This window comes from Caulobacter sp. GW821-FHT09A05 (genome assembly GCF_059418465.1).
This window is the reverse complement of record NZ_JBWKPX010000032.1, coordinates 26,978-52,480: the sequence shown is the minus strand read 5'-3', so window position 1 is coordinate 52,480 and position 25,503 is coordinate 26,978. Positions and strand designations below refer to the sequence as shown.

General features: G+C 70.2%; 27 protein-coding genes and 1 pseudogene. 16 read left to right on the top strand and 12 right to left on the bottom strand.

The window, feature by feature from the left end:
* Together AC07NX_RS22325 and AC07NX_RS22320 are read left to right on the top strand one after the other, a co-directional pair.
* A pseudogene (locus AC07NX_RS22325) lies at positions 1-91 on the top strand (hypothetical protein); the annotation flags it as partial.
* A gap of 556 nt (positions 92-647) precedes the next feature.
* Positions 648-1,895 (top strand): PIN domain-containing protein, encoded by a 1,248-nt coding sequence (locus AC07NX_RS22320; protein WP_494644822.1) that lies wholly within the window; start codon positions 648-650, stop codon positions 1,893-1,895.
* Positions 1,896-1,965: 70 nt separating this feature from the next.
* Here the strand turns inward: AC07NX_RS22320 and AC07NX_RS22315 are convergent, their stop codons facing one another.
* The 3 genes from AC07NX_RS22315 to AC07NX_RS22305 form a co-directional block, all read right to left on the bottom strand.
* Positions 1,966-2,139 carry a hypothetical protein gene (locus AC07NX_RS22315; protein WP_494644821.1) on the bottom strand — a complete coding sequence of 58 codons (174 nt, stop codon included), beginning with the start codon at positions 2,137-2,139 and terminating at the stop codon, positions 1,966-1,968.
* Between the two features lie 47 nt (positions 2,140-2,186).
* Positions 2,187-2,450, bottom strand: a complete 264-nt coding sequence (locus tag AC07NX_RS22310; RefSeq protein ID WP_494644819.1) for a hypothetical protein — start codon at positions 2,448-2,450, stop codon at positions 2,187-2,189.
* Between the two features lie 109 nt (positions 2,451-2,559).
* Complete coding sequence (locus tag AC07NX_RS22305; protein ID WP_494644817.1) at positions 2,560-4,851, bottom strand: NADP-dependent malic enzyme; 2,292 nt, start codon at positions 4,849-4,851, stop codon at positions 2,560-2,562.
* Between the two features lie 253 nt (positions 4,852-5,104).
* Between AC07NX_RS22305 and dapB the strand changes: the two genes are divergently transcribed.
* The 8 genes from dapB (at position 5,105) to AC07NX_RS22265 (ending at position 14,092) form a co-directional block, all read left to right on the top strand.
* Complete coding sequence (gene dapB, locus AC07NX_RS22300; RefSeq protein ID WP_494644815.1) at positions 5,105-5,929, top strand: 4-hydroxy-tetrahydrodipicolinate reductase; 825 nt, start codon at positions 5,105-5,107, stop codon at positions 5,927-5,929.
* A 40-nt stretch (positions 5,930-5,969) separates the two neighbouring features.
* Positions 5,970-9,290 carry an intermembrane phospholipid transport protein YdbH family protein gene (locus tag AC07NX_RS22295; protein ID WP_494644813.1) on the top strand — a complete coding sequence of 1,107 codons (3,321 nt, stop codon included), beginning with the start codon at positions 5,970-5,972 and terminating at the stop codon, positions 9,288-9,290.
* A 35-nt stretch (positions 9,291-9,325) separates the two neighbouring features.
* Positions 9,326-9,502 (top strand): YnbE family lipoprotein, encoded by a 177-nt coding sequence (locus AC07NX_RS22290; RefSeq protein ID WP_081684574.1) that lies wholly within the window; start codon positions 9,326-9,328, stop codon positions 9,500-9,502.
* Positions 9,503-9,516: 14 nt separating this feature from the next.
* Positions 9,517-9,879, top strand: a complete 363-nt coding sequence (locus tag AC07NX_RS22285) for a YdbL family probable chaperone protein (protein ID WP_494644811.1) — start codon at positions 9,517-9,519, stop codon at positions 9,877-9,879.
* A 187-nt stretch (positions 9,880-10,066) separates the two neighbouring features.
* Positions 10,067-11,758, top strand: a complete 1,692-nt coding sequence (locus AC07NX_RS22280; RefSeq protein WP_494644809.1) for a GspE/PulE family protein — start codon at positions 10,067-10,069, stop codon at positions 11,756-11,758.
* Complete coding sequence (locus AC07NX_RS22275; RefSeq protein WP_494644807.1) at positions 11,755-12,972, top strand: type II secretion system F family protein; 1,218 nt, start codon at positions 11,755-11,757, stop codon at positions 12,970-12,972. The genes AC07NX_RS22280 and AC07NX_RS22275 overlap by 4 nt, the downstream gene beginning before the upstream one ends.
* Positions 12,969-13,640, top strand: a complete 672-nt coding sequence (locus tag AC07NX_RS22270; RefSeq protein ID WP_494644805.1) for a prepilin peptidase — start codon at positions 12,969-12,971, stop codon at positions 13,638-13,640. The genes AC07NX_RS22275 and AC07NX_RS22270 overlap by 4 nt, the downstream gene beginning before the upstream one ends.
* Entirely contained in the window at positions 13,637-14,092 is a 456-nt protein-coding gene (locus tag AC07NX_RS22265; protein WP_494644803.1) for a type IV pilus modification PilV family protein, read from the top strand. The genes AC07NX_RS22270 and AC07NX_RS22265 overlap by 4 nt, the downstream gene beginning before the upstream one ends.
* On the opposite strand, the gene AC07NX_RS22260 is transcribed toward AC07NX_RS22265, so the two are convergent.
* The 3 genes from AC07NX_RS22260 to AC07NX_RS22250 are packed head-to-tail and all read right to left on the bottom strand — an operon-like array spanning position 14,043 to position 17,391.
* A complete protein-coding gene (locus tag AC07NX_RS22260; RefSeq protein ID WP_494644801.1) occupies positions 14,043-16,238 on the bottom strand; it encodes a secretin GspD/PilQ domain-containing protein in 2,196 nt (731 codons plus the stop codon). The genes AC07NX_RS22265 and AC07NX_RS22260 overlap by 50 nt on opposite strands.
* Before the next feature lie 5 nt (positions 16,239-16,243).
* The gene (locus tag AC07NX_RS22255) at positions 16,244-16,783 is read right to left on the bottom strand and encodes a hypothetical protein (RefSeq protein ID WP_494644799.1); all 540 of its coding nucleotides are present in this window, start codon (positions 16,781-16,783) and stop codon (positions 16,244-16,246) included.
* Entirely contained in the window at positions 16,780-17,391 is a 612-nt protein-coding gene (locus tag AC07NX_RS22250) for a hypothetical protein (protein WP_494644797.1), read from the bottom strand. The genes AC07NX_RS22255 and AC07NX_RS22250 overlap by 4 nt, the downstream gene beginning before the upstream one ends.
* A gap of 138 nt (positions 17,392-17,529) precedes the next feature.
* Here AC07NX_RS22250 and gspG point away from each other — a divergent pair, with 138 nt between their 5' ends.
* Both gspG and AC07NX_RS22240 read left to right on the top strand, forming a co-directional pair.
* A complete protein-coding gene (gene gspG, locus AC07NX_RS22245) occupies positions 17,530-17,982 on the top strand; it encodes a type II secretion system major pseudopilin GspG (protein WP_494644796.1) in 453 nt (150 codons plus the stop codon).
* A complete protein-coding gene (locus AC07NX_RS22240; protein WP_494644794.1) occupies positions 17,948-18,397 on the top strand; it encodes a pilus assembly FimT family protein in 450 nt (149 codons plus the stop codon). The genes gspG and AC07NX_RS22240 overlap by 35 nt, the downstream gene beginning before the upstream one ends.
* On the opposite strand, the gene AC07NX_RS22235 is transcribed toward AC07NX_RS22240, so the two are convergent.
* From AC07NX_RS22235 to AC07NX_RS22225, 3 genes are read right to left on the bottom strand one after another with little or no spacing between them, the layout of a single operon-like run.
* The gene (locus tag AC07NX_RS22235; protein WP_494644792.1) at positions 18,381-19,457 is read right to left on the bottom strand and encodes a hypothetical protein; all 1,077 of its coding nucleotides are present in this window, start codon (positions 19,455-19,457) and stop codon (positions 18,381-18,383) included. The two genes, AC07NX_RS22240 and AC07NX_RS22235, sit on opposite strands and share 17 nt — an antisense overlap.
* The gene (locus AC07NX_RS22230) at positions 19,390-20,430 is read right to left on the bottom strand and encodes a type II secretion system minor pseudopilin (protein WP_494644790.1); all 1,041 of its coding nucleotides are present in this window, start codon (positions 20,428-20,430) and stop codon (positions 19,390-19,392) included. Before AC07NX_RS22230 ends, AC07NX_RS22235 begins: the two co-directional genes overlap by 68 nt.
* Positions 20,427-21,089 (bottom strand): type II secretion system protein, encoded by a 663-nt coding sequence (locus AC07NX_RS22225; protein WP_494644788.1) that lies wholly within the window; start codon positions 21,087-21,089, stop codon positions 20,427-20,429. Before AC07NX_RS22225 ends, AC07NX_RS22230 begins: the two co-directional genes overlap by 4 nt.
* A 211-nt stretch (positions 21,090-21,300) precedes the next feature.
* Between AC07NX_RS22225 and AC07NX_RS22220 the strand changes: the two genes are divergently transcribed.
* The 4 genes from AC07NX_RS22220 (at position 21,301) to AC07NX_RS22205 (ending at position 23,573) form a co-directional block, all read left to right on the top strand.
* On the top strand, positions 21,301-21,726 hold the full coding sequence (locus AC07NX_RS22220) for an Hsp20 family protein (RefSeq protein ID WP_035081724.1): 426 nt from the start codon (positions 21,301-21,303) through the stop codon (positions 21,724-21,726).
* Between the two features lie 86 nt (positions 21,727-21,812).
* The gene (locus AC07NX_RS22215; RefSeq protein WP_028041338.1) at positions 21,813-22,082 is read left to right on the top strand and encodes a DUF1150 family protein; all 270 of its coding nucleotides are present in this window, start codon (positions 21,813-21,815) and stop codon (positions 22,080-22,082) included.
* 361 nt (positions 22,083-22,443) lie between these two features.
* Positions 22,444-23,049, top strand: coding sequence for a peptidylprolyl isomerase (locus tag AC07NX_RS22210; RefSeq protein WP_494644786.1), 606 nt, complete (start codon positions 22,444-22,446; stop codon positions 23,047-23,049).
* Positions 23,050-23,054: 5 nt separating this feature from the next.
* Positions 23,055-23,573 carry a hypothetical protein gene (locus AC07NX_RS22205; RefSeq protein ID WP_494644784.1) on the top strand — a complete coding sequence of 173 codons (519 nt, stop codon included), beginning with the start codon at positions 23,055-23,057 and terminating at the stop codon, positions 23,571-23,573.
* Positions 23,574-23,589: 16 nt separating this feature from the next.
* Here AC07NX_RS22205 and ptsN read toward each other — a convergent pair whose 3' ends face one another.
* The 3 genes from ptsN to AC07NX_RS22190 all read right to left on the bottom strand — a co-directional run bounded on the left by ptsN (position 23,590) and on the right by AC07NX_RS22190 (position 25,452).
* Positions 23,590-24,060, bottom strand: coding sequence for a PTS IIA-like nitrogen regulatory protein PtsN (ptsN, locus tag AC07NX_RS22200; protein ID WP_494644782.1), 471 nt, complete (start codon positions 24,058-24,060; stop codon positions 23,590-23,592).
* A 96-nt stretch (positions 24,061-24,156) separates the two neighbouring features.
* Positions 24,157-24,789, bottom strand: a complete 633-nt coding sequence (gene hpf / locus AC07NX_RS22195) for a ribosome hibernation-promoting factor, HPF/YfiA family (RefSeq protein ID WP_035080972.1) — start codon at positions 24,787-24,789, stop codon at positions 24,157-24,159.
* Between the two features lie 51 nt (positions 24,790-24,840).
* Entirely contained in the window at positions 24,841-25,452 is a 612-nt protein-coding gene (locus AC07NX_RS22190) for an exopolysaccharide biosynthesis protein (protein WP_494644779.1), read from the bottom strand.
* Positions 25,453-25,503 lie beyond the last annotated feature (51 nt).

Here is a 25,503-nt window from a genome sequence, read left to right as displayed (position 1 = left end):
GGAGTAACCCCCTCCAGCCCAGTCCCGCTCGATCGCCCCCCGCCGCCGCATCGGTCGCTGGCCATGCGCCCTTTCCCTGCGACGAGGTGGGACCAGGATAAGGGCGGTTGGAAGGGGTGAGGACAGATTGGGGTCGAGAAAGTTCAGGGCGTTGATTTTGCTGGTGTTCATCGCGGATACGCCGAGCATAAACCCCCCAAAAACTCCGCTCATCCCGGCGAACGCCGGGACCCAGATGGAATAGCGGTGTGGCTGACGCCACGAGCGCTGAGTTCCTCCAATCAGAGTCTCAGCTTTCGGATCTGGGTCCCGGCATTCGCCGGGATGAGCGGATCAGAAATCGAGGATTTCCCCCTCGCCCGGCCGGACCGCCCCCGGCGGCCAGGCCGCGCCCTGAAATCCATGGTGGCGAGCTTGCTCTGGGGTCTGACCGTGTCAAGCGACGCTCCGCGTCGCCGCGACGCGGTCGCCGGAGGCGATCCTTGACACGGTCAGACCCCAGAGCTCCCATTCCACCAAGGGTTTCAGGACGTGGCGCCATCCGCTGAGATGGCTGACAAAACGAAATTTGCAATCTTCACAGGTTGCCTGACTGCACGTTATGGTTAAGCTACGCTTCTTAGCTCTCTCTGTCGTTTGGCTATAAAATGAAAACAAGATTTGATTGGTATCTTGAGCCGAGCTCTGAGGAGATTAGGCGGGTATGGCACAAAGGCGTTTTGACCTTAGACGCAAATGTCTTACTCGACCTTTATAGATATCATACTCAAACGCGGGAAAACCTTCTTGCTGCAATTGAAGGTTTTGGGAAGAGGGTCTGGATATCTGACCAATCCGCAAGGGAATTCATTCGAAATAGAAAAAATGTCATAGCATCGGCCGAAAGAACATTTCGAGATGCATCGAAAGCTTTGGACGATCTCTACTCTCACATTGGTGGAGCGATAGGAAATTTGCGCGGATATCGTCTCGTTCCAAGATCTGGGTTGGATATTTTGAATGAAAAGATTTTGTCTGCCATATCTGAATCGAAGGAAATGGTAAATGCGGCGCAAGCGAGTCATCCAAATTACCTAAAAACGGATGATACTTTACGTAGGATATTGAAAGTATTTGATGGGCATATTGGGGAGCCATTTGGCGCGGAAGAACACGATGCGGCCGTAGTGGAGGCAAAGCGAAGAATTGTCGAGAAAATTCCTCCTGGCTATATGGATGACGGCAAGGACGCGGAGCGACCATACGGAGATTTTATTCTGTGGAGTCAAATACTTGATTTTTCGAAATCTTCATCTTCGCCAGTTGTATTTGTAACTTCGGAGAAAAAGGAAGACTGGTGGGAAATAAAATCAGGGAAAACCGTAGGGCCACGCATAGAGCTTATGGAAGAAGCTTATAGATATACAGGTCAAAGAGTAATTATATATCAGACGGATTTATTTCTCGAAGTTTCAGCTAATCAGTCCGGAAGAAAGATAGATGCTACCGCTCTCGAAGAAATTCGAGAAATAGGAAATCGACGTACACATCGGAAAATTTCTGATGCTGCGGTTCGGGTACGCCAATATGTTGAGGAGGCGGGTATTCTGGACAACAGTGGAATTCTGGAAATCGAGCTTTTAAGACCTGTACATATGATGACCGGTTCTGGCGCGTTTGATCCACATATGGATGTCATTCCTGAGCTGAGCGTACATATTATAAGTAGCCCTGCTGGTGCGCCGGAGATGCAAGTTAGAGCGGCTACCGGCACTAAATATGACTTCAATGTCCACATGCGCTCGGCAGAAAAGGATGTATACCTTCCTATTGGCCTATATCAGGTGAGATACTCTGCGAATGTATGGTCTACGACGTTGGAGGGTGCTCAGATATTGGGCGAATCAACAGAGTAGGCTAGAGATACATTCTCTTCCGCCCCACCTTTTCATCTGTTTTGGCGAAATGGGGTAGAATCCTTCGTCCCTACTCCGCCCCCTCGTACGCCGCCATCATCGCCACATTCAAAATCTTCGACACCGACGCGCTCAACGGCGCGATCCGCACCGGCTTGCTCAGCCCCAACCGCACCGACCCGATCACCGTCGCCCGGCTCCGCACCTGCCCGGCAGCGCTCAAGGCCGAGTGGATAGCCAGCATGACCATACGCCACGCTCAGGCGCGTAGACCGGCGCTACCCACGCCCCCTATCGATCCAGATCAAACGCCCCGTCGTCTGAGCGCACATCCTTGCCCGCCAGAAATGCTTCGGCGGCGGCTTCCTCGGGCGGCTTGCCGCGGAAGGGGTAGATCGGTCCGTAGCGGACGAAGAGGGCGAACAGGCCCGTGCCGACCGCTTCGAAGCCCGCGAGCGCGGCGCGCGGGCTGGGACCATGGCGGAAGGTCACGGTCCAGATGAGGAACGCGGCGATGCTGACGGCGAACCACGCCAGAGCGACGCCGCCAGCCATCAGGGCGTACCCGGTGCGCCTGAGGCGGTACCGACGGCGGACATCGTCCCGCCAACCCGGTCCTGGCGCGGCGCCGCGCGCGCGTTTCGGCATGACCTAGCCCGCCCCCCTACTCCGCCGCCGCCCCAGCCTCCCCCGCCCCCTCGTACGCCGCCATCATCGCCATGTTCAGGATCTTCGACACCGACGCGCTCAGCGGCGCGATCTGCACCGACTTGGACAGGCCCAGCAGCACAGGCCCGATCACCGTCGCCCCGCCCAGGCTCTGCACCAGCTTCGTCGCGATCGAGGCCGAGTGGATGGCCGGCATGACCAGGATGTTGGCGCTGTCGGTCAGGCGCATGAACGGGTAGTTGGCGCGCTTTTCCGGGTCGAGCGCCAGTTCGGGCGGCATCTCGCCCTCGTATTCGAAGTCGACGTCCATCTCGTCGAGCATGGCCACGGCCTCGCGCACCTTGTCGGAGCGCTCGCCCATCGGGTTGCCGAAGGTGGAATAGCTCATGAAGGCCACGCGCGGCTTGAAGCCCAGGCGCTTGACGGCGCGGGCGGCCTCGCAGGCGATCTCGACCAGTTCGTCGCTGTCGGGCAGCTCGGTGACGTTGGTGTCGGCCACGAACACGGTGCGGCCCTTGGCCAGGACCACCGACATGCCCATGATCCGGCCGCCGGGGGCCGGGTCGACGACGCGCAGCACCTCCTCCAGGGCCTGGTCGAAGCTGCGGGTGACGCCGGTGACCATGCCGTCGGCCTCGCCCAGGGTGACCATCGAGGCGGCGAAGCTGTTGCGGTCCTGGTTGATCAGCCGCTGGACGTCGCGCTTCAGATAGCCCTGGCGCTGCAGGCGCTTGTAGAGCGCGTCGACATAGTCGGGATTGCGGTCGCTGAGGCGGGCGTTGTGGATCTCCAGGTCGACGGTGTCGGGGTCCAGCCCGACGACGCGCATGTTCTCCTGCACCAGGTTCTCGCGGCCGCACAGGATGGCCTTGCCGTAGCCGCCGGTCTGGAAGGCGTAGGCGGCGCGGATCACCGACGGGTCCTCGCCCTCGGCGAACACGATGGTCTTGGGATTGGCCAGCACGGCGCCGCTGATCTTCTGCAGGAAGCCGGCGGTGGGGTCCAGGCGCTGGGCCAGGCTGGCGCGGTAGGCGTCCATGTCGGCGATCGGCCGGCGGGCCACGCCGGTGTCCATGGCCGCCTGGGCCACGAACGGCGGCACGTACCAGATCAGCCGCGGGTCGAAGGCCGACGGGATGATGTACTGCGGGCCGAACTTCAGCTGGCGGCCGTGATAGGCGGCGGCGACCTCGTCGGGCACGTCCTCGCGGGCCAGCATGGCCAGGGCGTTGGCGCAGGCGATCTTCATCTCGTGATTGACCCGCCGGGCCCGCACGTCCAGGGCGCCGCGGAAGATGTAGGGAAAGCCCAGGACGTTGTTGACCTGGTTGGGATAGTCGCTGCGGCCGGTGCCCATGATCGCGTCCTTGCGGACCTTGTGCACCTCTTCCGGGGTGATCTCCGGATCGGGGTTGGCCATGGCGAAGATCACCGGATGGGGGGCCATGCTGGCGATCATCTCGGGCGTGAAGGCGCCCTTGGCGCTGAGGCCCAGCAGCACGTCGGCGCCCTTGACCGCCTCTTCCAGGGTGCGCAGCGGGGTGTCGACCGCGTGGGCGCTCTTCCACTGGTTCATGCCCTCGGTGCGGCCCTGGTAGAGCACGCCCTTGCTATCGACGGCGATCACGTTGTCGGGCTTGACGCCCATGGCCTTGATCAGCTCCAGCGAGGCGATGCCGGCCGCCCCGGGGCCGTTGAGCACCACCTTGACGTCCTCGATCCGCTTGCCGGTGATGTGGCAGGCGTTGATCAGGCCGGCGGCGCAGATGATCGCCGTGCCGTGCTGGTCGTCGTGGAACACCGGGATGTCGAGCAGCTCCTGCAGCTCGGTCTCGATGCGGAAGCATTCGGGGCTCTTGATGTCCTCCAGATTGATGCCGCCGAAGGTGACGCCGATGTTCTTGACCACCGTGATGATCTCGTCGGCGTCCTTGGAGCTGATCTCGATGTCGATGGAGTCGACGTCGCCGAAGCGCTTGAACAGGACGGACTTGCCCTCCATCACCGGCTTGGAGGCCAGGGCCCCCAGGTCGCCGAGGCCCAGGATCGCGGTGCCGTTGCTGATCACCGCCACCAGGTTGCCCTTGGAGGTGTAGTCGTAGGCGGCGTCCGGGTCCTTGGCGATGGCGTGGACCGGCACGGCGACGCCGGGGGAATAGGCCAGGGAAAGGTCGCGCTGGGTGGCCATCGGCTTGGTGGCGACGACGCCGATCTTCCCGGGCGTGGGATAGCGGTGGAAGTTCAGCGCTTCCTCGTCCGTGAAGGTCTTCTTTTCCGCGTCGCTCATGGCGCGTTTCCCCTGTCCTGGCGTCGGCCGTCACACGATGATGGAGGCGCCGATCGATGCGGCGCGCCCTTATGGGCGGCACCGTAGCGGCCGGAGGGAGGCGTCACAACCTCGCGCTGGGGAAGTTTCCGGCCGCAAACGCTTGTTCCGCTTGGGATTAGGCCTGTCCAGCGTTGTCATCCGGCCGCTGTTTTCCTTGACCTGAGGGGGCGGGTCGGGAGACTACCGCCCGCGTAACGCCCGGGAGATCGCCTTGAGCCAGAACGACTTAGCCGCCGCGCCCAGCGCCTCGGAAGGTACCGTTACCATTGCCCTGGCCGGCGCCCTGGGGCGGATGGGCCAGGCCCTGGCCCGGACGCTGGACGGACGGAGCGACGCGGTGGTCGTGGCGCGGTTCGACCGGCCGGGCGCGGCCGGCGAGGGCCTGGTCGAGCGCGACGCGGCGCTGAAGGCGGCCGAGGTGGCCATCGACTTCACGGTCCCCGAGGCGTCCGTGGCCCTGGCCGAGGCGGCCGCCGCCCTTCGCGAACAGGGGCGGCCCGGTCCGGCCCTGGTCATCGGCTCGACCGGCTTTTCCGCCGAGCAGGACGCCCGCATCGCCGCGGCGGCGACCCGTGTGGCGATCGTCAAGTCCGGCAACTATTCGCTGGGCGTCAACATGCTGATGGGCCTGGTCAGGCAGGCCGCCGCCGCCCTGCCCGCCGCCGACTGGGACGTCGAGGTCCACGAGGCCCACCACAGGCGCAAGGTCGACGCCCCGTCCGGCACCGCCCTGATGCTGGGCCAGGCGGCGGCCGACGGGCGCGGCGTGGGCCTGGGCCAGGCAGCCGACCGCGGCCGCGACGGCCTGACCGGTCCGCGCAAAGAGGGGGCCATCGGCTTCTCGGTGGTGCGCGGCGGCGGGATCATCGGCGAGCACAGCGTGATCTTCGCCGGCGAGGAGGAGGTGCTGACCCTGTCGCACTCGGCCACCGACCGGGGCCTGTTCGCGCGAGGGGCGGTCGCCGCCGCCCTGTGGGTCAAGGGCCGGCCACCAGGGCTCTACGACATGCAGGACGTGCTGGGCTTTCGAAACTAAGGCCTAACAATCGCCGCAGCTTGCGGCATTGTGCCCCCTGATGGCCGAGCCCCCACCGCCAGAGCCCCAAAACGACGCCAAGCCGTCCTCCCCGTCGCGGTCCCGCCGCGCGGCGCTGGTCGACGCCGGGCTGGAGGCCATGAGCCTGGCCGCCCTGGCCTTCGTGGCCATCGGCTTCTCCGCCTATGCCGGCCGCCGCGAGATCAGCCGCGAGCTGGCCCTGGCCTGGCTGAACGACCAGGGGATCGAGGCCAGCGTCGACCTGGACGACCTGGACGCCACGGGCTTCGCCGGCGCGATCCGTCTGGGACCGAAGAACGCCCCGGTGTTCTCGGCCGAGCGGATCGAGGTGGCCTACGACCTGGCCTCACCGTGGACGGGCGGCAAATTCGCGCTCAACACCCGGGCCGTGCGGCTGGTGCGGCCGCGGGTCAACGCCCGGCTGGACCAGGACGGCCTGAACTTCGGGACCCTGCAGCCGATGATCGACCGGGCGCTGAAGTCGCCGGCCGAACCGGACACGCCCGGTCCGGCGATCCTGATCGAGGACGCCCGGGTGCTGCTGCGCACCCCCGGCGGCCCGGCCCGCCTGACCGGCGACGCCAGCCTGGACGACGGCAAGCTGCTGCGGTTCGACGGCCGGCTGGCGGCCATGCGCTACGCGACGCAGGACCTGTCGTTCGAGGCCGACGGCGCCGTGCTCAAGGCCCGCAAGCGCGGCGACCGCCTGACCGTCGACGTCCAGCTGGGCCTGAAGACCTTCAGCGCCGGCCAGCTGGACCTGACCGAGGCGCAAGGGACCCTGCAGGCCGACCTGACCTATCCGGACCTGAAGCGGCTTTCGATGGTCGGCCCGGCCGAGGCGCGGCTGGCCCTGACCGCCCGGGGGGCCGAGGTGCAGGCCGCCAGCCTGGGCGGGCTGGAGGCCAACCTGGCGGTGTCGGGCCTGCTGAGCGGCGACTTCGAGCGCGGCGGCCTGACGGGCAAGGCCACCCTCCACGCGCGGGGCGAACGGCTGACGGCCGGCGGGCCCGGAGGGGGCCTGGACAGCCGCGACGTGGTCGCCGACCTGGACCTGTCGAACCTGGCCCTGACCTATGATCCGGACGGGGCGCGCGGCTCGGCCCGCACGCGGCTGGCCGCCAACGCCGACCGGGCGGTGGCCGGCGGGGCGGCCCTGTCGCGCACGGCGCTGGAGGTCCAGTCCTCGAGCCTGACCCTGGTCTCGGACAAGGCGCGAAGCTCGATCAGCGGGCCGCTGACGGTGGCGTTGGGCGGCGGCCGCGCGGCGATGGGCGGGATCGTGCTGTCCAGCCTGGCCGCCGACGGCCGGGGCCGGGTCTCGGCCGGGACCGACGGGCTCGCCCTGGCCCTGGACGCCCGGGCCGACGCCGACGGGGCCATGACCGGGCCGGACGCCGAGCGCGTGGCCCTGGCCCTGCCCAATCCGGACTACGCCAAGGCCGCCGCCCGGGCCCTGTCGCGGTTCACGGTGAGCGCCCCGGCCCTGAAGCTGGGGATCACCGGCGGCCAAACCACCCTGTCCCTGCCTCGCCCCATCGCCCTGACCGCCGCCAGCGGCGCCAAGGTCATGGTGGACGCGCCCGGCGGCCCGCTGGTCGCGGCGCGGAACGGGACGGCCGACGGCCGGGCGGTGGTCGCCCTGGGCGGTGGCGGCCTGCCCGACATCAGCCTGAAGGTCCCCCGCTGGCGGTCGGACGCCTCGGGCCTGGCCAGCGACGTGGTCGTGGCCGGCGCCGTGGACGTGCCGCCGTTCCTCGGCGTGGCGGGAACCCTGGCCGGCCGGGCCCAGCTGGCCGACGGCGGGCTGACGGTGCGCCTGAACAACTGCACGCCGATGACCGCCAAGGCCATCGCCATGGGCGAGCCGCCGATCAGCGACGTGACCTTCCGGCTGTGCCCGGCCGCCCAGCCCCTGGTCGTGGCCCATGACGGGATCTGGCGCGCCTCGGCCCTGATCCGCGACGGGGCGGCCATGGTCAATGTCGCCCAGGCGCGGCTGGAGGGCGTCGAGGCCAGCTTCGTCGGCGGCGGCCGCGGCTTCGACGTGGCCCAGGTCAAGGTCACCGGCGGCCGGGTGGTCGAGGCCTCGACCGAGGCCAAGCGCTTCGAGACGATCGCCGCCACCGGCGAGGTCGACCTGGCCCGCGGCCAGTGGACCGGCGCGCTGGACGGCAGGACCCTGTCCGGCCGCCCGCTGGGTCGGGTGACGATCCGCCACGACGTGGCCAGCGGCCGGGGCCAGGCCGACATCGACGCCTCTGGACTGGTCTTCGCCAAGGGCGGGCTGCAGCCGCTGGAGCTGACGCCCCTGGCGGTGGTCGCCCGCGACGCCGAGGGTCCGGTCGCCTTCACCGGCCAGTTCGCCTGGCATGACGAGGTGATGACCAGCCAGGGTCGGGCCTCGACCCCGGGGCTGGACTTCAAGAGCCCCCTGGGTCCCGCCCGCCGGCTGAAGGGCGAGATCGTCTTCGACAGCCTGGCCCCGCTGACCGCCCCGCCCGGCCAGGTCCTGACCATCGACACCATCGACGCCGTCGTGCCGATCCAGTCGATCCGCGCCAGCTTCGGCCTCGGCGCCGAGGCCATGCATCTCCAGGCCACCACCTTCGAGGCCTCGGAGGGCAAGATCAGCATCGAGCCGTTCGACCTGCCGCTGGACGGCAAGGGGGTGATGAAGGGCGTGGTCAATATCGCCGGCCTGGACCTGGGTCAGCTGGTTTCCGGCTCGTCCCTGGCCGACAAGGTCAAGATCGAGGCGATCGTCGATGGCCGCCTGCCGTTCGAGGCGGGTCCGGCCGGCTTCCGCTTCGTCGACGGCAAGGTCTACGCCACCGGCCCGGGCCGGCTGGCGATCGCCCGCGAGGCTCTGACCGGGGTCGAGGCCGGCCAGGGGACGGTCGATCCGGCCGACCCACTGACCGCGCCCAAGGCCGTGCCGGTCAACGCCATCCAGGACTTCGCCTACCAGGCGATGGAGAACCTGCATTTCGAGACGCTGGAGGCGGGGGTCAACAGCACCGACAAGGGTCGCCTGGGCGTGCTGTTCCACATCAAGGGCGAGCACGACCCCAAGGTCGCCGAAAAGGCCCGGATCGGCCTGATGGAGCTGTTGAACGGCAGCGCCTTCCAGCGCCGCATCCCTCTGCCCGCCAAGACGCCGGTCGACCTGACCCTGGATACGTCGCTGAACTTCGACGAGCTGATCGCGGCGGCCAAGCGCGCCTGGGAAGAGGCCCAGGCCCGCGCGGCGGCGACTCCGCCCGTCCCGGCGCCGCCTACGCCCGCCCCCACGCCTGCGGCGACCCCGCCGCCGCGTTCAGATACGGTTCAGCCTTGAACCCGCAGATTCCCCGAGAACTGGAGACACCCGCCATGAAGCGCGCCCTGATCCTTCCCCTCCTCGCGGTGGGCGCCCTCGCGGCGTGCACCCCGACGGTGCGGGTGAAGGTCGACCCGATCAACATCTACGCCAAGCTGGACGCCAATGTGCGCGTGCAACTGGACAAGGAAGTCCAGTCCGCGATCCAGCAAAACCCCAACCTGTTCTAAGAGGAGGAACCGACATGATCCGCAAGACTATGACGGTCCTGGCCCTGGCCGCCTCGATGGGCGCCGTGAGCTTCGTGGCCCTTCCCGCTCTGGCCCAGTCGGCCGCCGCCAAGGCCGCCGTCGACGCCGGCAAGGCCGCGGGAACCGTGGGCGAACAGGCCGACGGCTTCCTGGGCATCGTTTCGGGCGGCGACGCCGCCACCCGTGCCGCCGTGGCCGAGATCAACGCCGGTCGCGCGGCCGTCTACAAGGACACCGCCGCCAAGACCGGCGTCACCGCCGAGGCCGCCGGCCAGGCCACCGCCAAGCAGCTCTACGCGCGCCTGGCGCCGGGCCAGTACTGGAAGCCGCTGAACGGCGGCTGGACGAAGAAGTAGCGACCACGGACGGGGACATGCGCGTGCGCATGTCCCTTTCGTCGCCGTCGGGGCGCGAAGCCCAGCGACCCGCGCCAAACCGCGACAGGGTCGATTTCACGGACAATCGATAGACGTTCCATCGTGCTCGGCTGTCCGCTGCGCGATTTTTCCGCTACGCCATCCATGAGGGTGGAGAGGGCGACGCATGGGGATCACACGGCGCAGGATCGGTGATCTTCTCGTGGCGCGCGGCCTGGTCTCGGAACGCGACCGGGCCGCGGCCCTGACGCTGCAGCAGGAGATCGGCGGACTTCTGGGGCAGTTGCTGACCCGGATCGGCGCGCTGTCGGAGGGCGACCTGCTGCGGGCCCTGGCCGAACAACTGGACATTCCCGTGCTGCGCGGCGACGAACGGCCGACGGCCGCCGAGATCACGGCGCTGTTCGCCGAGGTCCGCGCGCCCACGGCCTGGTGGATCGATCACAGCGCCGTCGCCTGGCGCACGGGCGAGACGGTGGTCTGCGCCGCGGTCCAGCCGCTGGACCCGGCGCTGCGCGAGCGCCTGGCCCAGGCGATCGAGGGGCCGGTCGCCTATCGGCTGGCCGCGCGCGCCGAGGTCGCCGGCCTGCTGGCCGACCTGGCCCGGGGCGCGCGGGAGACGGTCGAGACCGGCGGCCCGGGCGAGGCGGCCCGGCTGCGCGAACTGGCGCAGGAAACCCCGGTGGTCGAGTTCGTCAACAGTCTGTTCGCCGAGGCCCTGGCGCGCCGGGCCTCGGACGTCCACCTTGAGCCGTTCGAGGATCGCTTCGTCGTCCGGCTGCGGATCGACGGCCTGCTGACGACCGTCCGTACGGGCGCGCGGGCCGATTTCGACGCCGTCTGTTCGCGCATCAAGCTGCTCTCGGGCATGGACATCGGCGAGCGTCGCCTGCCGCAGGACGGGCGCCAGTCGATCCGCGTGGCCGGCCAGGAGCTCGACCTGCGGGTTTCGACCCTGCCGTCGGCCTGGGGCGAGTCGGTGGTGCTGCGCTTGCTGGGCAAGTCGCACCGCCTGCCGCAGCTGGACGAACTGGGCCTGGCCGAGACGCAGGCCAACGATCTGCTGAGCTTGATCGCCAAGCCGAACGGGGTGGTGCTGGTCACCGGTCCGACCGGTTCGGGCAAGACCACGACCATCTACCGTCTGCTCAGCCATCTGAACGACGGGGTGCGCAAGATCGTCACCGTCGAGGATCCGATCGAGTTCGACCTGCCCGGCGTCGTGCAGGTGCGGGCCCGCACCGACATCGGGCTGAGCTTCGCGGCCGGCCTGCGGGCGATCCTCCGGCAGGATCCCGACGTGATCATGGTCGGCGAGATCCGCGATCCCGAAACCGCGCGCATCGCCGTCCAGGCCGCCCTGACCGGGCACCTGGTGATTTCGACGGTCCACACCAACACCGCCTTGGGCGCCGTGACCCGCCTGGCCGACCTGGGCGTCGAGGACTTCCTGCTGGCCGACGTGTTGCGCGGGCTGGTGGGCCAAAGACTGGTGCGCCGCCTTTGTCCCCATTGCGCGCGGTCCAGCACGCCGGCGGAGGCCGCCGTCCACGACCGCGAGGGCGGCGGCGCGGGGCGCGGGGCGTGGCGCGAGCCGGTGGGCTGCGAGGCCTGCGGCGGCTCGGGCTATCTGGGCCGGCTGGGCCTCTACGAGATCGTGCGTTGCGACTCCGCGCTGGAGAGGGGGATCCGGGATCGAGCGCCGCCCGAGGCGCTGGAACGGACGGCCCGGGCCAACGGATTTTGCAGCCTGCCGGAAGACGGCCGCCGCAAGGCGCGCGCCGGCTTGACGACCCTGGCCGAAGTCAGGCGGGGCGTGGGGGCGGCTGACGAGGCGGCGACGGAGCGGGAAGCGTGAGCGCGGCCGAGACGCCGGGCGAGGCCTTCCGGTACCGGGCGGTGAACCGTGAAGGCAGAACGGTCAGCGACGTCGTCCGGGCCGAGGACCCGGGCGCGGCCCTGCGCCTGCTGGCCGCCGACGGCCTGACCGTGACGGAATTGAAGGCCGCGCCGGTCGCGCTCGACGGCGCGGACCGCGACCTGCGCCTGTCCGAGCGTGTGCTGGTGATGCGGCAGCTGGCGATCATGCGCCGGGCCGGCGTGCCGCTGTTGGAGGCGCTGGAGACCGTGGCGGCGGGCCTGCGATCGGGACGGGGACGCGTCCAGTTCGCGGCGGTGGGTCAGGCCCTCAGGCAGGGCGAGCCGTTCGCCGACAGCCTGGCCGCGCAAGCGCCGGGCTTTCCGGGCTACGTCTACGCCATGGTGCGGGTCGGCGAGGCGTCGGGGCGCGGCGCGGAGGTGCTGGCCGACGCCGCCGACCAGATGGCCTATGAAGACCGGCTGCGCCGAGACGTCGTCAACGCCCTGACCTATCCCGCCTTCCTGGCCTTCGCGGGCGCGTCGGCGGTGACGTTCATCTTCGTCGAGATCGTGCCGCGCTTCGCGGTGATGATCGGGCCCGACCGGCCGGGGACGCCCTGGATTTCGAAGGCCGTGCTGGCGGTCGGCGCCTTCGTCAACGCCCATCTGGCGCTGCTGGGCGCGGGACTGGCCATGCTGGCGATCGCCGCCGTCCTGACGGCCGCGCGACCCGAAGGACGGGCGGCGCTGTACCGGGCCGCGCGGGACGCGCCGCTGATCGGCGGGGTGTTGAAGGCGCGGGAGATCAGCCTCTGGGCGCGGCTGCTGGGCCTGGCTCTGGGCAATGGGGTCGCCCTGCTGCCGGCCGCCGCCCTGGCCCGGGCCGGGGCGCCGGCCGGCCCCTTCGCCCAGGGATTGGAGAAGGCGGAGGACGACCTGCGCGCCGGCCAGTCGCTGGACGCCGCCCTGCGACGCCACACCCGCCTCACGGCCATGGACCTGAGCCTGGTGCGCGCCGGCCAGCGGTCGGGAAGCCTGCCGGCCATGTTCGGCTACATGGCCGACGCCCATGACGAGCGCCTGAGGGACGACGTCAAGCGGATCACTGCCCTGATCGAGCCCCTGGCCGTGGCGGTGATCGCCGGCGTTGTCGGCATGGTGGCCCTGGCCTTGGTCATGGCCTTGGCCAGCGTCTACGAGACCGTCTATTGAGTCCCGGCCTCGAGGCGTGGCTTTCCGTGGGCGCCCTGCTGTTGGCGGCGATGGTCTCGGGCCTGGTTCCCGGACGCCTGATGCGCCAGGCGCTCGACGGCGGCTGGACCCGGGGCGACGGCTGGCGGCTGGTCGGGACGGCCTTCGTCGTGGGGCTCCTGGTGTGGACGGGCCTGACCGAGGCGGCCGCCGGACTCGACGGGGCGACGGTCAGGGCCCTGGCCGTCTGCGGCGTGGTGCTGACCGGGGTGCTGGTTCTCGACGCCAAGGCCCTGGTGGTGGCGGACCTGCATGTCGTCGGCCTGCTGCTGCTGGCCCTGGTCGGGCCCCTGGCCCCGCCCTGGCCCATGGCCTTGGCGGGCGCGGCGGTCGGGGGCGGATTGCTCTGGGCCGTGCGCTGGGCTTTTCGCCGGGCGCGCGGCGTCGAGGGTCTGGGCCTGGGCGACGTCAAGCTGATGGCCGCCCTGGGCGCCCTGACCGGGCCCGAGCGCGTGTTGTGGATCATCGTGGCCGGCGCCGTGCTGGGCCTGGTGTGGGGTCTGGTCCGAAACCGCCTTGGCGACGCCCGCCAGGCGGGCGAGGGCGGCGGGGCGGTCGTCGCGCCCCTGGCCGCGGCCGCGGCCCTGCCGGCCCTGGCCGTGCTGTTGCTGGGCGCGCCGCGGTCGTGAGCGCGCGACCCGACAAGACGGGCTTCAGCCTGGTGGAGGCGCTGGTCGCCCTGATCGTGGCCGCCCTGGTGCTGATGGCGATCTTCGAGCTGCAGCGCCAGCTGTCCCGCGACCAGGCCCGCTACGAGCAGGCCCTGGCCGCGGCCGACCGCCGCCGGAACGCCCTGGTTCTGCTGCGCCAGGTCAACCCCACCGACCGGCCGGCCGGGGCGCTGCCGCTGAGCGGCGGCCGCCGGGTGCGCTGGATCGCGACGCCGCTCACGCCCGCAAGGCCCAATCTCGACTATCCGACAGGGCGGGGATCCTACGAGATGCGCCTGTGGCGGCTCGACGTCCGGATCGAGACCGTCCGGGGCGACGCGATCGACACCTTCCAGCTGGATCGGCTGGGCTGGAGGGCTGTCAGCGGCCCGAGTCCGGACGCGCCTTCGACAGGTCCAGCCCGCCCTTGAACGGGGTGAGGGTGTAGGACCAGCCGCGTCCCACCCGGAAGGCCGCGTCCATCTCGCCGCCGTAGCGGCCGGCCCAGCGGTTCATCTCGTCGGCGTCGTGCAGGATGTAGGGCGTGACCAGCATGACGAGCTCGGTCTTGCCGCCGTTCAGGGTGTCGGCGCGGAACGCCGAGCCTAGCACCGGGATGTCCTTGAGGAACGGCACGCCGGTGTTGCCCTTGGTGTAGCTGTCGTCGATCAGGCCGCCCAGCACCGCCGTGGCCCCTTCGGCCAGCGACAGCTGGGTGGTGATGTTGCGGTTCAGGATCAGCGGGCTGCCGATCGCGGCGTTGGGGTTGGCCTGCTGGCTGGAAACCTCCTGGCTGATCTCCAGGTCGACCCGGTCGTCGCCGTAGACGATCGGCCGGATCTGCAGGATCACGCCCGTCTGACGGTACTGGATGGTCTGCAGGATGTCGGTGCTGCCGCCGGTCTGGGTGGAGCTGTTGGCGCGCGAGGTGATGATCGGCACGTCGGTGCCGACCTGGATCCTGGCCTCGCCGCCGCTGCGGGCCACCAGCCGGGGCCGCGACAGGATGTTGACCTTGTTGTTCGAGGCGAAGGCGTTGAACGCCGCGCGCACGTCCGTGCCGACGAAGTTCAGGCTGAGACCGCCGGTCGACAGACCCAGGTTGCCCAGCGTGCCGCCGCTGGTGGTCCCGTTCGAGCCGGAATGGGTGAAGAACCATTCCAGCCCCAGGCGGGTCTCATCCGTCAGCGTCACCTCGGCGATCGTCACCTCGACCAGCACCTCCCGGGCGGGCGTGTCGAGGCTGGCCAGCAAGCCGCGGAGCTGGGTGAACTCGTCGGCCTGCCCCGTGAACAGGATGCGGTTGCCGCCCTGGTCGACGATGATCCGACCGTTCATGAACGCCGCGCCGCTTCCGCTTCCAGCCAGGAGGGCGGCGCTGGGCCTCCCGACGTTGTTCAGGGCCGAGGTCATCGCCGGCGGCGCCCCCGGTGCGCCGGGCGGGGCGGGGTTGAGGACGGCGGCGGGTCCGGCGCTGCTGGTTCCGACCATGGCGGCCAGGGACTGGGCGTCGGTGTTGCGGACCTGGTAGATGAAGGTCGAGGGGCGGTCGCCGACCGCCGTGGGCTGGTCCAGCTTGGCGGCCCAGACCCGCGCCCGCTCCAGCACGGCCGGATCGCGAGCGAAGACCAGGACCGTGTTGGCGCCGCCAAACGGCGCGACGAGCATCGAGCGAGGCGCGCCGGGCGCGTTGGCGCCGGCGGCGAAGCCCTCGCCTTCCAGGCTGTCCGACAGCGATCGCGCCAGGCTTTCGGCCGACCAATAGACGGGCTCGACGCGGAACACGCCGACGCCGGCGAAACGCGGCTGGTCGAGCTGGCGCAGGGTTTCCTGCACGGCCGCCACGTCACGCGCCCCGCCGTTCAGGGTCACCGTGTTGGCGGCCGGATCGGTGGCGAACTGCACGCGCCGGGCCTCGGGCAGAACCGCCTGGGTCAGGGTCATCAGCGCGTCGACGGCGATCGATCGCACCGCCACGAACTGCGTGACCGGCCGGGCCGATTCGGGCGTTTCGGGCATGGATCGCGCGCGAAGGGCCATGGCGGGCGACCCCGTCCCCACCACGGGCCGGGCGTTCACCACGCCCTGGCGTAGCTCCAGCTGCACGCCGTAGGTCTTCAGGGCCGACTCGGTCAGGCGGAAGAAATCCCGGCGGCTCATGCCCGGCGCGCCGCGCAGGGTGACGAGGTCGGTCCGGCTCGCAACCTCCGGCGCCATCACGAAGGGCAGGCCCAGCAGGTCGCCGAGCGCCGTGTTGATCAGTTGCGGCAGGGGTTGGGGCGGCAGCGAGACATTGATCGCCCCGGGCGACACCAGGCTGGCCAGGGCCTCGTCCGTCACCGCCCCGGCCGCCGGGGCGGCCCCAGTAGCGGCCTCAGTGGCGGTCTCGGCCGAAAGCGGCAGGTTCAGGCCGCGCGGCGCGGCGACGGACGTCCCGCCGCCCGCCGCCGCCTGGCGAGCGGCGTCGCCCTGCAGCACCGTCCGCATCGATCCATAGGAGGCGCAAGACGCCAGCAGCACCGAGATCGCCGCGACGCCCAATCCCCGGGCGGCCTTCTCGGTCGTCGTGGTCGACAAGATGTTCAAAGCTCCGCCGCGCTCCCCGCCGCGCCATAGAAGGTCACGCGCCGCATCCGGCGTCCATCCCGCAGGACGGCTTCGCTCGAGGTCAGCGCCTCCAGCCGCCAACGACCCTCGAAAATGTCGCCGGGGCGCACCAGTCGCGTCGCCCGCGCCTCCTGCGACGGATCCAGGACCAGGGCGGCCAGGCCCGCCGGCCCCTGATCGACGATCGCGGCCAGCCGGTGGCGGAAGACGAGTGCGATGTCGGGCGGCGGCGGCGGCGGCGGCGGAGCGGTCGGCGGCTCGGGCGGCGGAAGCGGGTCGCCCTGCGCCTCGACCGGATTGAGATCGGGCCCGACGCTCCCGTGCGGGACAAGATCGACCTCGAAATCGTTCAGGGCCGCGAGCGTGGTTTCGTTGGGGCGGACCAGCAGGCGCGAGGCGGCGTGCGGAAACCGGCTCAGGCCCAGCGGCTCGGCCGGGACGCCGGGCGCGCGGTAGCCCACCAGGAAGGCGGTCAGGACAGCGAACGCCAGGGCCAGCGCGGCGGGGCTGGTCACGAGGGCCGCTCCGTCCCGACATCGACGGGGAACAGCAGCGACAGGCGGTAGCGCGCCGCGTCGGTGTCGCCGATTTCCAGCCGCTGGACGACCATCGCGTGGGGATCGTCGGCCAGGTTGCGCAGCAGGGCGGCGAAGGAAGCGGCGACATAGGGCCCGCTGACATCGGCGCGGACCAGGGGGAGGGCGGGATCGCCCTCCAGGTCCTCGGCGACCTGGATCTCGGGATCGGGAGCGCCGGCCTGGGCCGCGGCCTCGGCGACGGCCTGCTCGAGCCGGATCCGCGCCAGCCAGATGTTGCGGTCGCGGGTGCTCCAGTCGGACACCGACGCCAGCTGAACGCGCTGGGCGCGGTCGAGGCCTCCCCGGGCGGTGTGGCGCAGCTGGCGAGCCAACATCAGGTCGGCCTGGGCCGCGGCGTAGCGTTCGCGCTGGTCCTGGCTCCAGCTCAGGGCGGAGAAGGCCGCCACCGCCAGGGCCAGCAGGGCCGCCAGCGTGGCCAGCAGCCGTTCACGGGCGGTCAGGCGGCCCCAGGCGGTCTGGACGCGGGCAGGCAGATCCGCGCCGGGAAAATCGGTCGGGGCAGCGATTTTGCCCTCTGACCCCAAACGTCAATCTCCCGCCAGAGTGGTCGTACGAGTGTTCCGCTAGAGTGCTCGTATGAGTGTATAGTCTCTCCAGGCCCGCGAGCGAGCCAGAATTGCGTGAACACCGCAGGCCAGGACGAGGGAGCGAACGTGAGGACGATGCAGCGGAAGCCTCGGCGGCGCGGCGCCCCCCACGCCAAGTCCGGATACAGCCTGCTGGAGATCCTGATCGTCCTGACGATCATCGCGCTGATCGCCGCCTTGGTCGGACCCAGGCTGTTCGCCCAGCTGGACCGCTCCAAGGTGACGACCGCCCGGGTGCAGGTCCGGGCCCTGGAAACCGCCTTGGCGACCATGCGGCTGGATCTCGGCCGCGATCCCACCCAGGCCGAGGGGCTGGATCTGCTGGTCAAGGCCGACCGCGGGACGGTGGCCGGATGGTCGGGGCCCTATCTCAGCGGCGGCCTGCCATTGGACCCGTGGGGTCACCCGTACGTCTATCAGGCGCCGGTCGATGACCAGCATCCGGCCAGGGTGATCAGCCTGGGGTCGGACGGGAAGACAGGTGGAGCCGGCAATGCGGCCGATATCCAGAACCAGGCCGGAGTCTAGCGCCCCGGGCCTGCGGTCGCGGGCGGGCTATTCCGTGCTGGAGATGCTGGTGGTGCTGGCGATCATGGCCTTGGCGGCGACGCTGGTCATGCCCAGGGCCACGCTGATGATCGATCGGATGACGGCCCACGCCGTGTTCTTCGATTTCCAGCGACGGGTGCTGGACCTGCGCCGCCAGGCCTATGCCGAACAGACGCCCATAGTGCTGTACGACGACGCGGCGGCGGCTGGGCGCGATCCTCTGGGGCGGTTTCTGGCCCTGCGCGCGCAATGGACCTATCGCCTGCGGCGGCCCGTGCGGATCAGCGAGGGCGGCGCCTGCCAGGCCGACGAGATCGAGATCCTGAAAGCGGACCGGCGGGTGATGCGGTTGGCGCCGGGCGAGGGGCAGTGTCGTTTCATCCGTCTGGATTGAGCGCCGCCTGGGCCGTGTCCGGCCGACCGGTCAGGCGCATGCGCAGGCGGATGGTGCGGTCGGAAGCGTTGGTGACGGGGCGGACGTCGGTGAACATGCCGCTGGCCTCCATGTCGCGGGCGATCCGGTCGACGCCGTTGAGCGCGGAATAGGGCAGGGTCAGGTCCATCCGATCGTCCTGGGCGTCGACCGCCTCGATCCCTACGCCGTACAGCCGCAGAATCCGGGTCGCCACGCCCAGCGCCGCCACGAGATTGGGACGGCTGGACAAGGCCGAGAACGCCGCCAGGCGCCGGGCCGCGGTGTCGGCGCCGGGGACGGTGGGCGGCGCCGACAGCCGTTCCGCGGCGGCGACGCGGGCCAGTTCGCGCGCCTCGAGCCGTAGCTTGAGGCCCTGGCCCAGCCAGAAGGCGGCGGCCGTCAGCAGCAACACGGCCGCGGCGGCCGGCGCGGCTCGCAACACCTGGTCGGGCGACAGGACCGGCCCGCCGGCGCTCCGTCGAGGGAAGGGCGCGCGAACGCCGGCGACGGCGGCCGGCGGATCGGCCGGCGCGTCGGCGTCGGCGGGCTGGACGCGCGTGAAGGCTTGCCAGTCCGCCCGGTTGAACGGCGCGCGTCGCCAGAGCGAGCCGACCAGGCCGCCGTCGCGCCAGAATTGGGCCTCGAAGCCGTCGTCCAGCCGCAGCACGCGCCAGGCGCCGCCCGCCGGCGGCTGGAAGCGTTCCGGAGCCACGGCGGGCGGCGGATGGCCGAATCGTTCGACGAGGGCCGGCTCGACGCGATCGTGATCCCACCACCAGATGGAAAAGCCGCCGCCGCTGCGCTCGACCAGTGAGCCGGCCGAGACGAAGGGGGCCGCCGATCGGGCGTAAAGCCGCGCCGCCGCCCACGCGGCTGCGCCCCGCGCGGCGCCGGGATCGAAGAACCGGTGGGCGCACATCGCCCGGGCCAGCCATACGTCGGGCCGTTCCGGGGCCAGGGCGCCGCCGGCCTCAACCGTCTCGAAGCGGCCGTCCGGGGTCAGCAACACCTGGCGCGGGGTCAGGAAAGAGAGGCGCATCCGTGTGCCGTTCCGCCCTCTGGTCGATTGGCGAGAGAGACAGGGCTGGCGCCTCGATCCAGACCGGACGCTCGCGGTCGCGCGGCGTCAGCCTGATCCGGGCGCGATAGTCCAGGCCCGCCCCAAGAGCGGTGATCTTTAGGGCAAATCGTCCGTTGGGGAAGCCGTAAAGCCGTTCGGCGTCGCCGCTCAGACGGAGGCCGGCGGCCCGGCCCAGATCCTCGAGTCCGGCGAAGGACGCGCTTCGTCGGCGATCCAGCGCCGCGGCGACCTGGTCGTCGGTCAGGCCGTACATCACCTTCAGGGCGGTCGGCGTGGCGGTGTTGACGTTGATCGCGGTCGAGGCGGGGTCGGCCGTCAGGTCGTCGCGCAGCGCGCGCCAGCGCTCGCGCGGCACGGACGCCTTCCAGTCCAGCACGCCCAGGACCTGGTCGACCGTTCGCAGCGGAGCGTTCGGCGGCGGCGGCAGCCGTCGGTCGCGATAGGCCGGGGCCTCGGCGCCGTCGATGCGGGCGAGGTCGTCGATGTCGACGTAGTCGCCGAAGCGGTCGACCAGGGCGGCGCGTCGGTCGATGGGCGCGCCCAGCGCCGCCAGCAGTCGCGCGGTCGCCGGGGCGGGCAGGTTGTCGAGATTGACCAGCCCGGCCTCGTCCTGCAGCGACAGCCGCAGCGGCGAGGCGCTTGGCGTCGAATAGGGCGTTCCGTCGATGCGCAGCCGGGCGTCGACCCGCGGGTCGAGGTCGCGGACGAGCACCGCGTCGGCCGTTGGCGCGCCCACCGCCACGATGTAGGCGGCGTGGGCTTCCAGGCTCAGGGCCTGGGTCTCGAACCGACTGGTTTCGACCGCCCGGCGCGTTTGCTGGACGAGGCTGTCGAGCGCCAGGATGGCGACCAGGAACACCAGGGTGACGATGGCGGTCACGGCCAGCACCGCCGGCAGGGCGAAGCCCTGTTTCCCAGCCGGCGCGCTCATAGTTCGGGCGCCCTGGCCGACGCGTCGCGCGGTGCGGCCGGCGACGGATCGGGTCGACCCGATGTCGCGTGTTCGATCACCTCGATCTTGCCGTCGTCGGCGGCCAGGCGCACGTAGACGCCTTGTTCGCGCGGCGCGCGCGCACGATCCGCCAGGCGAGGCGTCGCGCGCCAGGACTCCCGCCAGCGCACGCCATCTTCGGAATAGCTGAACCGAGCCCGGTGCGGCCTCAGGTCGGCCAGGACGACGGCGGGGCCGTTGTCGATCCGGCAGGTGACCACGTCGCCCCCGACCTCGCCGACCAGGGACACCTCGATCCATGCCGACGGTCCGGATCCCGCGCAGGGGGTGGCGGTCGCCAGGACGGCCGGGCCGCCGAACTGGCGCGGCGTCCCCCTCGCATCGGGGGCGCCAGTCGGGGACTCGGAGCCGGTCGGCGGGATGACGAGCCCCCGGACCACCCCGCGCAGGGCGTCGGTGGAGACCTGGCGGTCGGTCAGATCGAGCGCGCGGCGGCCCAGGCGGAAAGCGATCTCGGTGGAACGAACGCCGACGGAGAAGATCAGCATCAGCGCCGCGCCGGCCACGGCGAGAACCACCAGGGCCTCGATCAGCGAAAAGCCCCGTCGTCGCGCTATGCTCGGCGGCCATCGCCCCATGTCCGCGTCCTCCTGGTACCTTGATAGCGCAAAGCGGCGGCGTCGCGACCCTGTAAGATCGCGCGGACCGACGTAGGCGGCGAAGCGGGGCGAAGCTTCCCCCATCTTGAACCCGCCCTTCCGCATCGCCATCTAGATGTCGCGTCGTCAGGCGCGATGCCGATCCCGGGTCGTGTCGGACGAACGAAGTCGCTTCAGCGAGGACTTCGCGATGACCCGGACGATCCTGTTCGACAGCCCCTTCCTGCTGGGCTTCGAACACACCCGAGACCTGATCGAGCGCGCGGCCAAGGCCGCCGCCGAAAGCTATCCGCCCTACAATGTCGAGCAGGCCGAGGACGGCGGGGTGCGCATCACCCTGGCGGTGGCCGGCTTCTCGCCCGACCAGCTGCAGGTGACCGTCGAGGGCGGCCAGCTGGTGGTGGCCGGGCGGCGCGAGGCCGAGGGCAAGCCCGAGGCCGACAAGGCCTATCTGCATCGCGGCATCGCCGCCCGCGGCTTCCTGCGGACCTTCGTGCTGGCCGACGGCATGGAGGTCACGGCCGCCACGCTCGAGCATGGCCTGCTGCATGTGGACCTGGCCCGTCCGGAGCCCGAACGACTGGTCCGCCGCATCCCGATCCGCTCGGCGGGCTGACCGGCGACAGCCAAACGAGATCCCTGGGCGCGCGGTCTGAACCGAGACGCCGCACGGGGCGTTCCCCTTTCGAAGGAGGTGGTCTTATGACACCCAACCCCGCTACCCCGTTCTTTTCCGCCGAGGCCTTCGCGGCGCTGGGCGCCCCGGACCTGGTCTATGTGCGCCCGATCAAGGCGGCGGAGATCCTGGCCGACGTGCCGGTCGGCGTGACCGACGAGGTCGAGCTGTCTCCCGACCAGACCCTGTACGCGGTGTTCCGCGCCGACGGCGCCCGCCTGGCCGTGCTGACCGACAAGGACGCGGCCGTCGCCGCCGCCCTCGCCCACGAACTGGCGCCGGTGTCGGTGCACTAGGCTGGGGTCCGGGCTCGATCGGCGCTGAATTGTAAGTTGTCATCCCGGCCGAAGGTCCGCGCAGCGGGCCGTAGAGCCGGGACCCAGGGCCGCCGCGGTGCGCCTGCCCCTGGGTCCCGGACAGCCTCTGCGAGGCTTCCGGGATGACAACGATCTGAATCGCCCGGAAATTCTCGCAACCCAAATCCAGGCCAAATCCAGGACGCGTTTCGAGGCAAATCGCGCAGTCTGCGCCAGGGTTCTGCTTCGCATGGCTTCTCCGGAAAGCCGGCGTCACGGTTCTGGGCGGTGCGCTAAGACCGCTCGATCAACGTTCCCTGGCGCGCTAAGGAGTCGCGACCACAGGCGAGGAACGGCGAGCATGAGCACCTGGATCGGACGTCGCACCCTGCTGGGAGCCGCCGGGCTCCTGGCGGTCCCCCTGCCCGTCCTGGCGGCGACGCCCAAGCCCCGCGTGGCGATCCAGACCGACCACGGGACGATCGTCGTCGAGCTGGAGAGCGGCAAGGCCCCGATCACCTCGGCCAACTTCCTGCGCTATGTCGACGCCCGCAAGTATGACGGCGGGACCTTCTATCGCGCGTCGAAGACCAAGGGCGTCAGGGGCGCCGGCTCGATCCAGGGCGGTCCGCCCGACCGGGTGCGCCGCTTCGCCCCCATCGCCCACGAGAGCACCCGCCTGACGGGGATCAGGCACCGGGCCGGGACGATCTCCATGGCCCGCAACGCCCCGGGCACGGCCACCTGCGACTTCTTCATCTGCGCCAGCCCCCAGCCCTATCTGGACGCCCATCCCGGGGCGGCGGGCGACAACCAGGGCTTCGCGGCCTTCGGCGGGGTGGTCCAGGGCCTGGACGTGGTCAAGAAGATCCTGGCCCTGAAGGCGGACGGCCCGGCGCTGTATCCGGCCATGAAGGGCCAGATGCTGAACCCGCCGGTCAGGATCATCGGCATGAGGCGGGCCTGAGCGCCGTGAACCGGACCCTGGCCCTGGTCGCGACCCTGGCGGCCCTCGCCGCGCCGTCGGCCGCCCTGGCGCACGAAAGCCTGCTGGCGCGGGCGGTGTCGTGCGGGATCGACGACGGCGCCGTCGCCACGCTGATGGCCGGTCTGGCCGCCGAGGACGCCGGGATGAAGTCGCCGGCCCAGGCCTTCGCCGCGCCGTCGGGCAATCTCTATCGCCTGGCCGCGCCGGTCAGCGCCTTGGGCGCCTCGACGGACGCGATCTATGTCGCGCCGGGCCGCATCGCCATGGTCTTGTCGGGGCAGGGGCAGGGGCAGGGGCAGGGGCAGGGGCTGGCCGCGGTCGCCGCCCGGCTGCAACTGGAGCCGGCGCCCCACGGACCCGCCGAACGGTCGATCGACGAGAGGCGCACGCTGATCGCCTATCAGCTCCACCAGGGCGAGCTGGACGGCAAGGTCCTGGTCGGCTGCGCCTATGGCGCGCCGGCCGCCCTGGCCTGGCTGGGCGACGACATGGCCGGGTTCTGATCGACGCCCGGCGCGGTCAGGCCGCGGTGGGCTTGCTCTCGTGGGCCTGGGTCAGCATCACGTGCACGGCGTCGGCCGAGCGGGCCTTGCGCAGCTGCTCGCGCAGCTCGGGCTGGCGCATCATCCGCGAGATGCGGGCCAGGGCCCGCAGGTGGCTGGAATCGGCGTCCCGGGGCGCGAACAGCGCCACCAGCAGGTCGACCGGCTTGTCGTCGACGGCGCCGAACGCCACCGGGGTCTCCAGGCGCACGAACACCGCGCGGACCCGGTCGATTTCGGACAGTCGCGCGTGCGGGATCGCCACGCCCTGGCCGACGCCGGTGGACCCGGCGCTCTCGCGCTCCATCAGGCCCTCCAGCGCCTCGCCGGCCTCGACGCCGAACGCGCGGGCGGCGACGTCGGCGATCACCCCGAGAACCTGTCGCTTGTTGGCGGCGCTGACTCTCAGGGTGACCGCGCCGGGCTCCAGTAGATCGCCGATGGTCATGGTCGGAAACTCGCTCGCAGCCGGTCGTCGCGCATCGTCGCCGCCTCGCGCCGAGACGGGGGCCTACCGAAACGCGCCGACCGATCCGAGGTTCGATCAGCTTGCGGCCGGTGCGTACCCGTTCAGCGACTTGGTGCGTTCAGGGTCGATCCAGCCGATATTTCCGTCAGGCCGCCTGTAGACCACCGACAAACCGTCGTGGGCGGCGTTCCTAAACACGATTGCCTGGGACTCGGTCAAGTCCAGTTCCATGACCGCCATGGAAACAGTCATCGTCTTCAGCGAGGCCTGGCTCTCGGCGATGATCATGGCCGACGGCGCGCCGGTCGGGTGGTCGTCCTCGGCCGTCCAGTCGTCGTCGTCGATTTCGTCGCTGTCGGGGGCCCGCAGCACGTACATGGCCGCGTTCTCGGCCTGCTTGGCGTTGGCGGCGATCGAGTGGCTCTTCAGCCGCCGCTTGTAGCGGCGGATGCGCGTCTCGATCTTGGCCAGGGCGGCGTCGAAGGCCGCATGGGCGTCGCCGCCCGATCCATGGCTGATCAGCTGCTGGCCCGAAGCCAGCTTGACCGAACAATCGACCCGGAAGGCGAAGCCCTCCTTGCTGATCACGACATCGGCGTCACCGCCGCGGTCGAAATACTTGCCGATGCTCAGGGCGATTTCGTCGGAGACTCGCGCTCGCAGAGCCTCGCCAACGTCGACATGCTTGCCGGAGATTTGGACTTGCATAGCCTATCAACGCGCCCGTCTGGGTCTGGTGTCAAGCGTCGCAAAAGCGACTTAAAACAGTCCCGGAATCATGTGCAGCAGCCGGTCGACCGCTGCCGCCACCACGCCCGCGCTGAGCACCAGCAGGCCCACGCTGACCGCCGCCATCAGGTAGCCCAGCAGGGCCAGCAGGCCGTCGCGCTGCAGCAGGGCCAGGGCCAGGACGGCCACGGTGGCGCCCGGCGCCAGGTTGCCCAGCGGGATGGGCAGCACCAGCACCAGGGCCAGCAGGGTGCAGACCACCCCGATCAGCCGCTCGCCGATCGGCGCGAACAGGATCCTCAGCCGGGGGCGGGTGACCAGCTCCATCCGCCGGACGATCGGCGTCAGCCTACGGAACAATCCCCGCAGGTCGTCGCGCTTCAGGGGGTGGTCGACCAGCTTGCGCGGCAGCCACGGGATGTCGGAACCCCAGGCGATCTGGGGGGCCAGCAGCAAGATCGGCAGGCTGAGGATCGTCGACGAACCGGGGGGCAGGGGCAGGCAGTTCAGCAGGCCGAACACCAGCAGCATGGCCCCGAAGGCGCGGCTGTCGAACTGCTCCAGCATCTGGCCGACGGTCAGGACGGGACGTTCGTCCTCACCGAATCCTTCGATCACGTCGGACAGTTTCTCGATGGTCATGAGTCGCCTTCAGCCGCCTTCACGAAACGCGGAACACGGCTGTTCGGGAGC

What these genes read in the sequence shown, in the direction of transcription:
- AC07NX_RS22320 (WP_494644822.1), top strand. Translation starts at nt 648, where the DNA reads ATGAAAACAAGATTTGATTGGTATCTTGAGCCGAGCTCTGAGGAGATT.
- AC07NX_RS22315 (WP_494644821.1), bottom strand. Translation starts at nt 2,139, where the DNA reads ATGCTGGCTATCCACTCGGCCTTGAGCGCTGCCGGGCAGGTGCGGAGC.
- AC07NX_RS22310 (WP_494644819.1), bottom strand. Translation starts at nt 2,450, where the DNA reads ATGGCTGGCGGCGTCGCTCTGGCGTGGTTCGCCGTCAGCATCGCCGCG.
- AC07NX_RS22305 (WP_494644817.1), bottom strand. Translation starts at nt 4,851, where the DNA reads ATGAGCGACGCGGAAAAGAAGACCTTCACGGACGAGGAAGCGCTGAAC.
- AC07NX_RS22295 (WP_494644813.1), top strand. Translation starts at nt 5,970, where the DNA reads ATGGCCGAGCCCCCACCGCCAGAGCCCCAAAACGACGCCAAGCCGTCC.
- AC07NX_RS22290 (WP_081684574.1), top strand. Translation starts at nt 9,326, where the DNA reads ATGAAGCGCGCCCTGATCCTTCCCCTCCTCGCGGTGGGCGCCCTCGCG.
- AC07NX_RS22285 (WP_494644811.1), top strand. Translation starts at nt 9,517, where the DNA reads ATGATCCGCAAGACTATGACGGTCCTGGCCCTGGCCGCCTCGATGGGC.
- AC07NX_RS22280 (WP_494644809.1), top strand. Translation starts at nt 10,067, where the DNA reads ATGGGGATCACACGGCGCAGGATCGGTGATCTTCTCGTGGCGCGCGGC.
- gspG (WP_494644796.1), top strand. Translation starts at nt 17,530, where the DNA reads ATGCAGCGGAAGCCTCGGCGGCGCGGCGCCCCCCACGCCAAGTCCGGA.
- AC07NX_RS22240 (WP_494644794.1), top strand. Translation starts at nt 17,948, where the DNA reads ATGCGGCCGATATCCAGAACCAGGCCGGAGTCTAGCGCCCCGGGCCTG.
- AC07NX_RS22235 (WP_494644792.1), bottom strand. Translation starts at nt 19,457, where the DNA reads ATGCGCCTCTCTTTCCTGACCCCGCGCCAGGTGTTGCTGACCCCGGAC.
- AC07NX_RS22230 (WP_494644790.1), bottom strand. Translation starts at nt 20,430, where the DNA reads ATGAGCGCGCCGGCTGGGAAACAGGGCTTCGCCCTGCCGGCGGTGCTG.
- AC07NX_RS22225 (WP_494644788.1), bottom strand. Translation starts at nt 21,089, where the DNA reads ATGGGGCGATGGCCGCCGAGCATAGCGCGACGACGGGGCTTTTCGCTG.
- AC07NX_RS22220 (WP_035081724.1), top strand. Translation starts at nt 21,301, where the DNA reads ATGACCCGGACGATCCTGTTCGACAGCCCCTTCCTGCTGGGCTTCGAA.
- AC07NX_RS22215 (WP_028041338.1), top strand. Translation starts at nt 21,813, where the DNA reads ATGACACCCAACCCCGCTACCCCGTTCTTTTCCGCCGAGGCCTTCGCG.
- AC07NX_RS22210 (WP_494644786.1), top strand. Translation starts at nt 22,444, where the DNA reads ATGAGCACCTGGATCGGACGTCGCACCCTGCTGGGAGCCGCCGGGCTC.
- ptsN (WP_494644782.1), bottom strand. Translation starts at nt 24,060, where the DNA reads ATGACCATCGGCGATCTACTGGAGCCCGGCGCGGTCACCCTGAGAGTC.
- hpf (WP_035080972.1), bottom strand. Translation starts at nt 24,789, where the DNA reads ATGCAAGTCCAAATCTCCGGCAAGCATGTCGACGTTGGCGAGGCTCTG.
- AC07NX_RS22190 (WP_494644779.1), bottom strand. Translation starts at nt 25,452, where the DNA reads ATGACCATCGAGAAACTGTCCGACGTGATCGAAGGATTCGGTGAGGAC.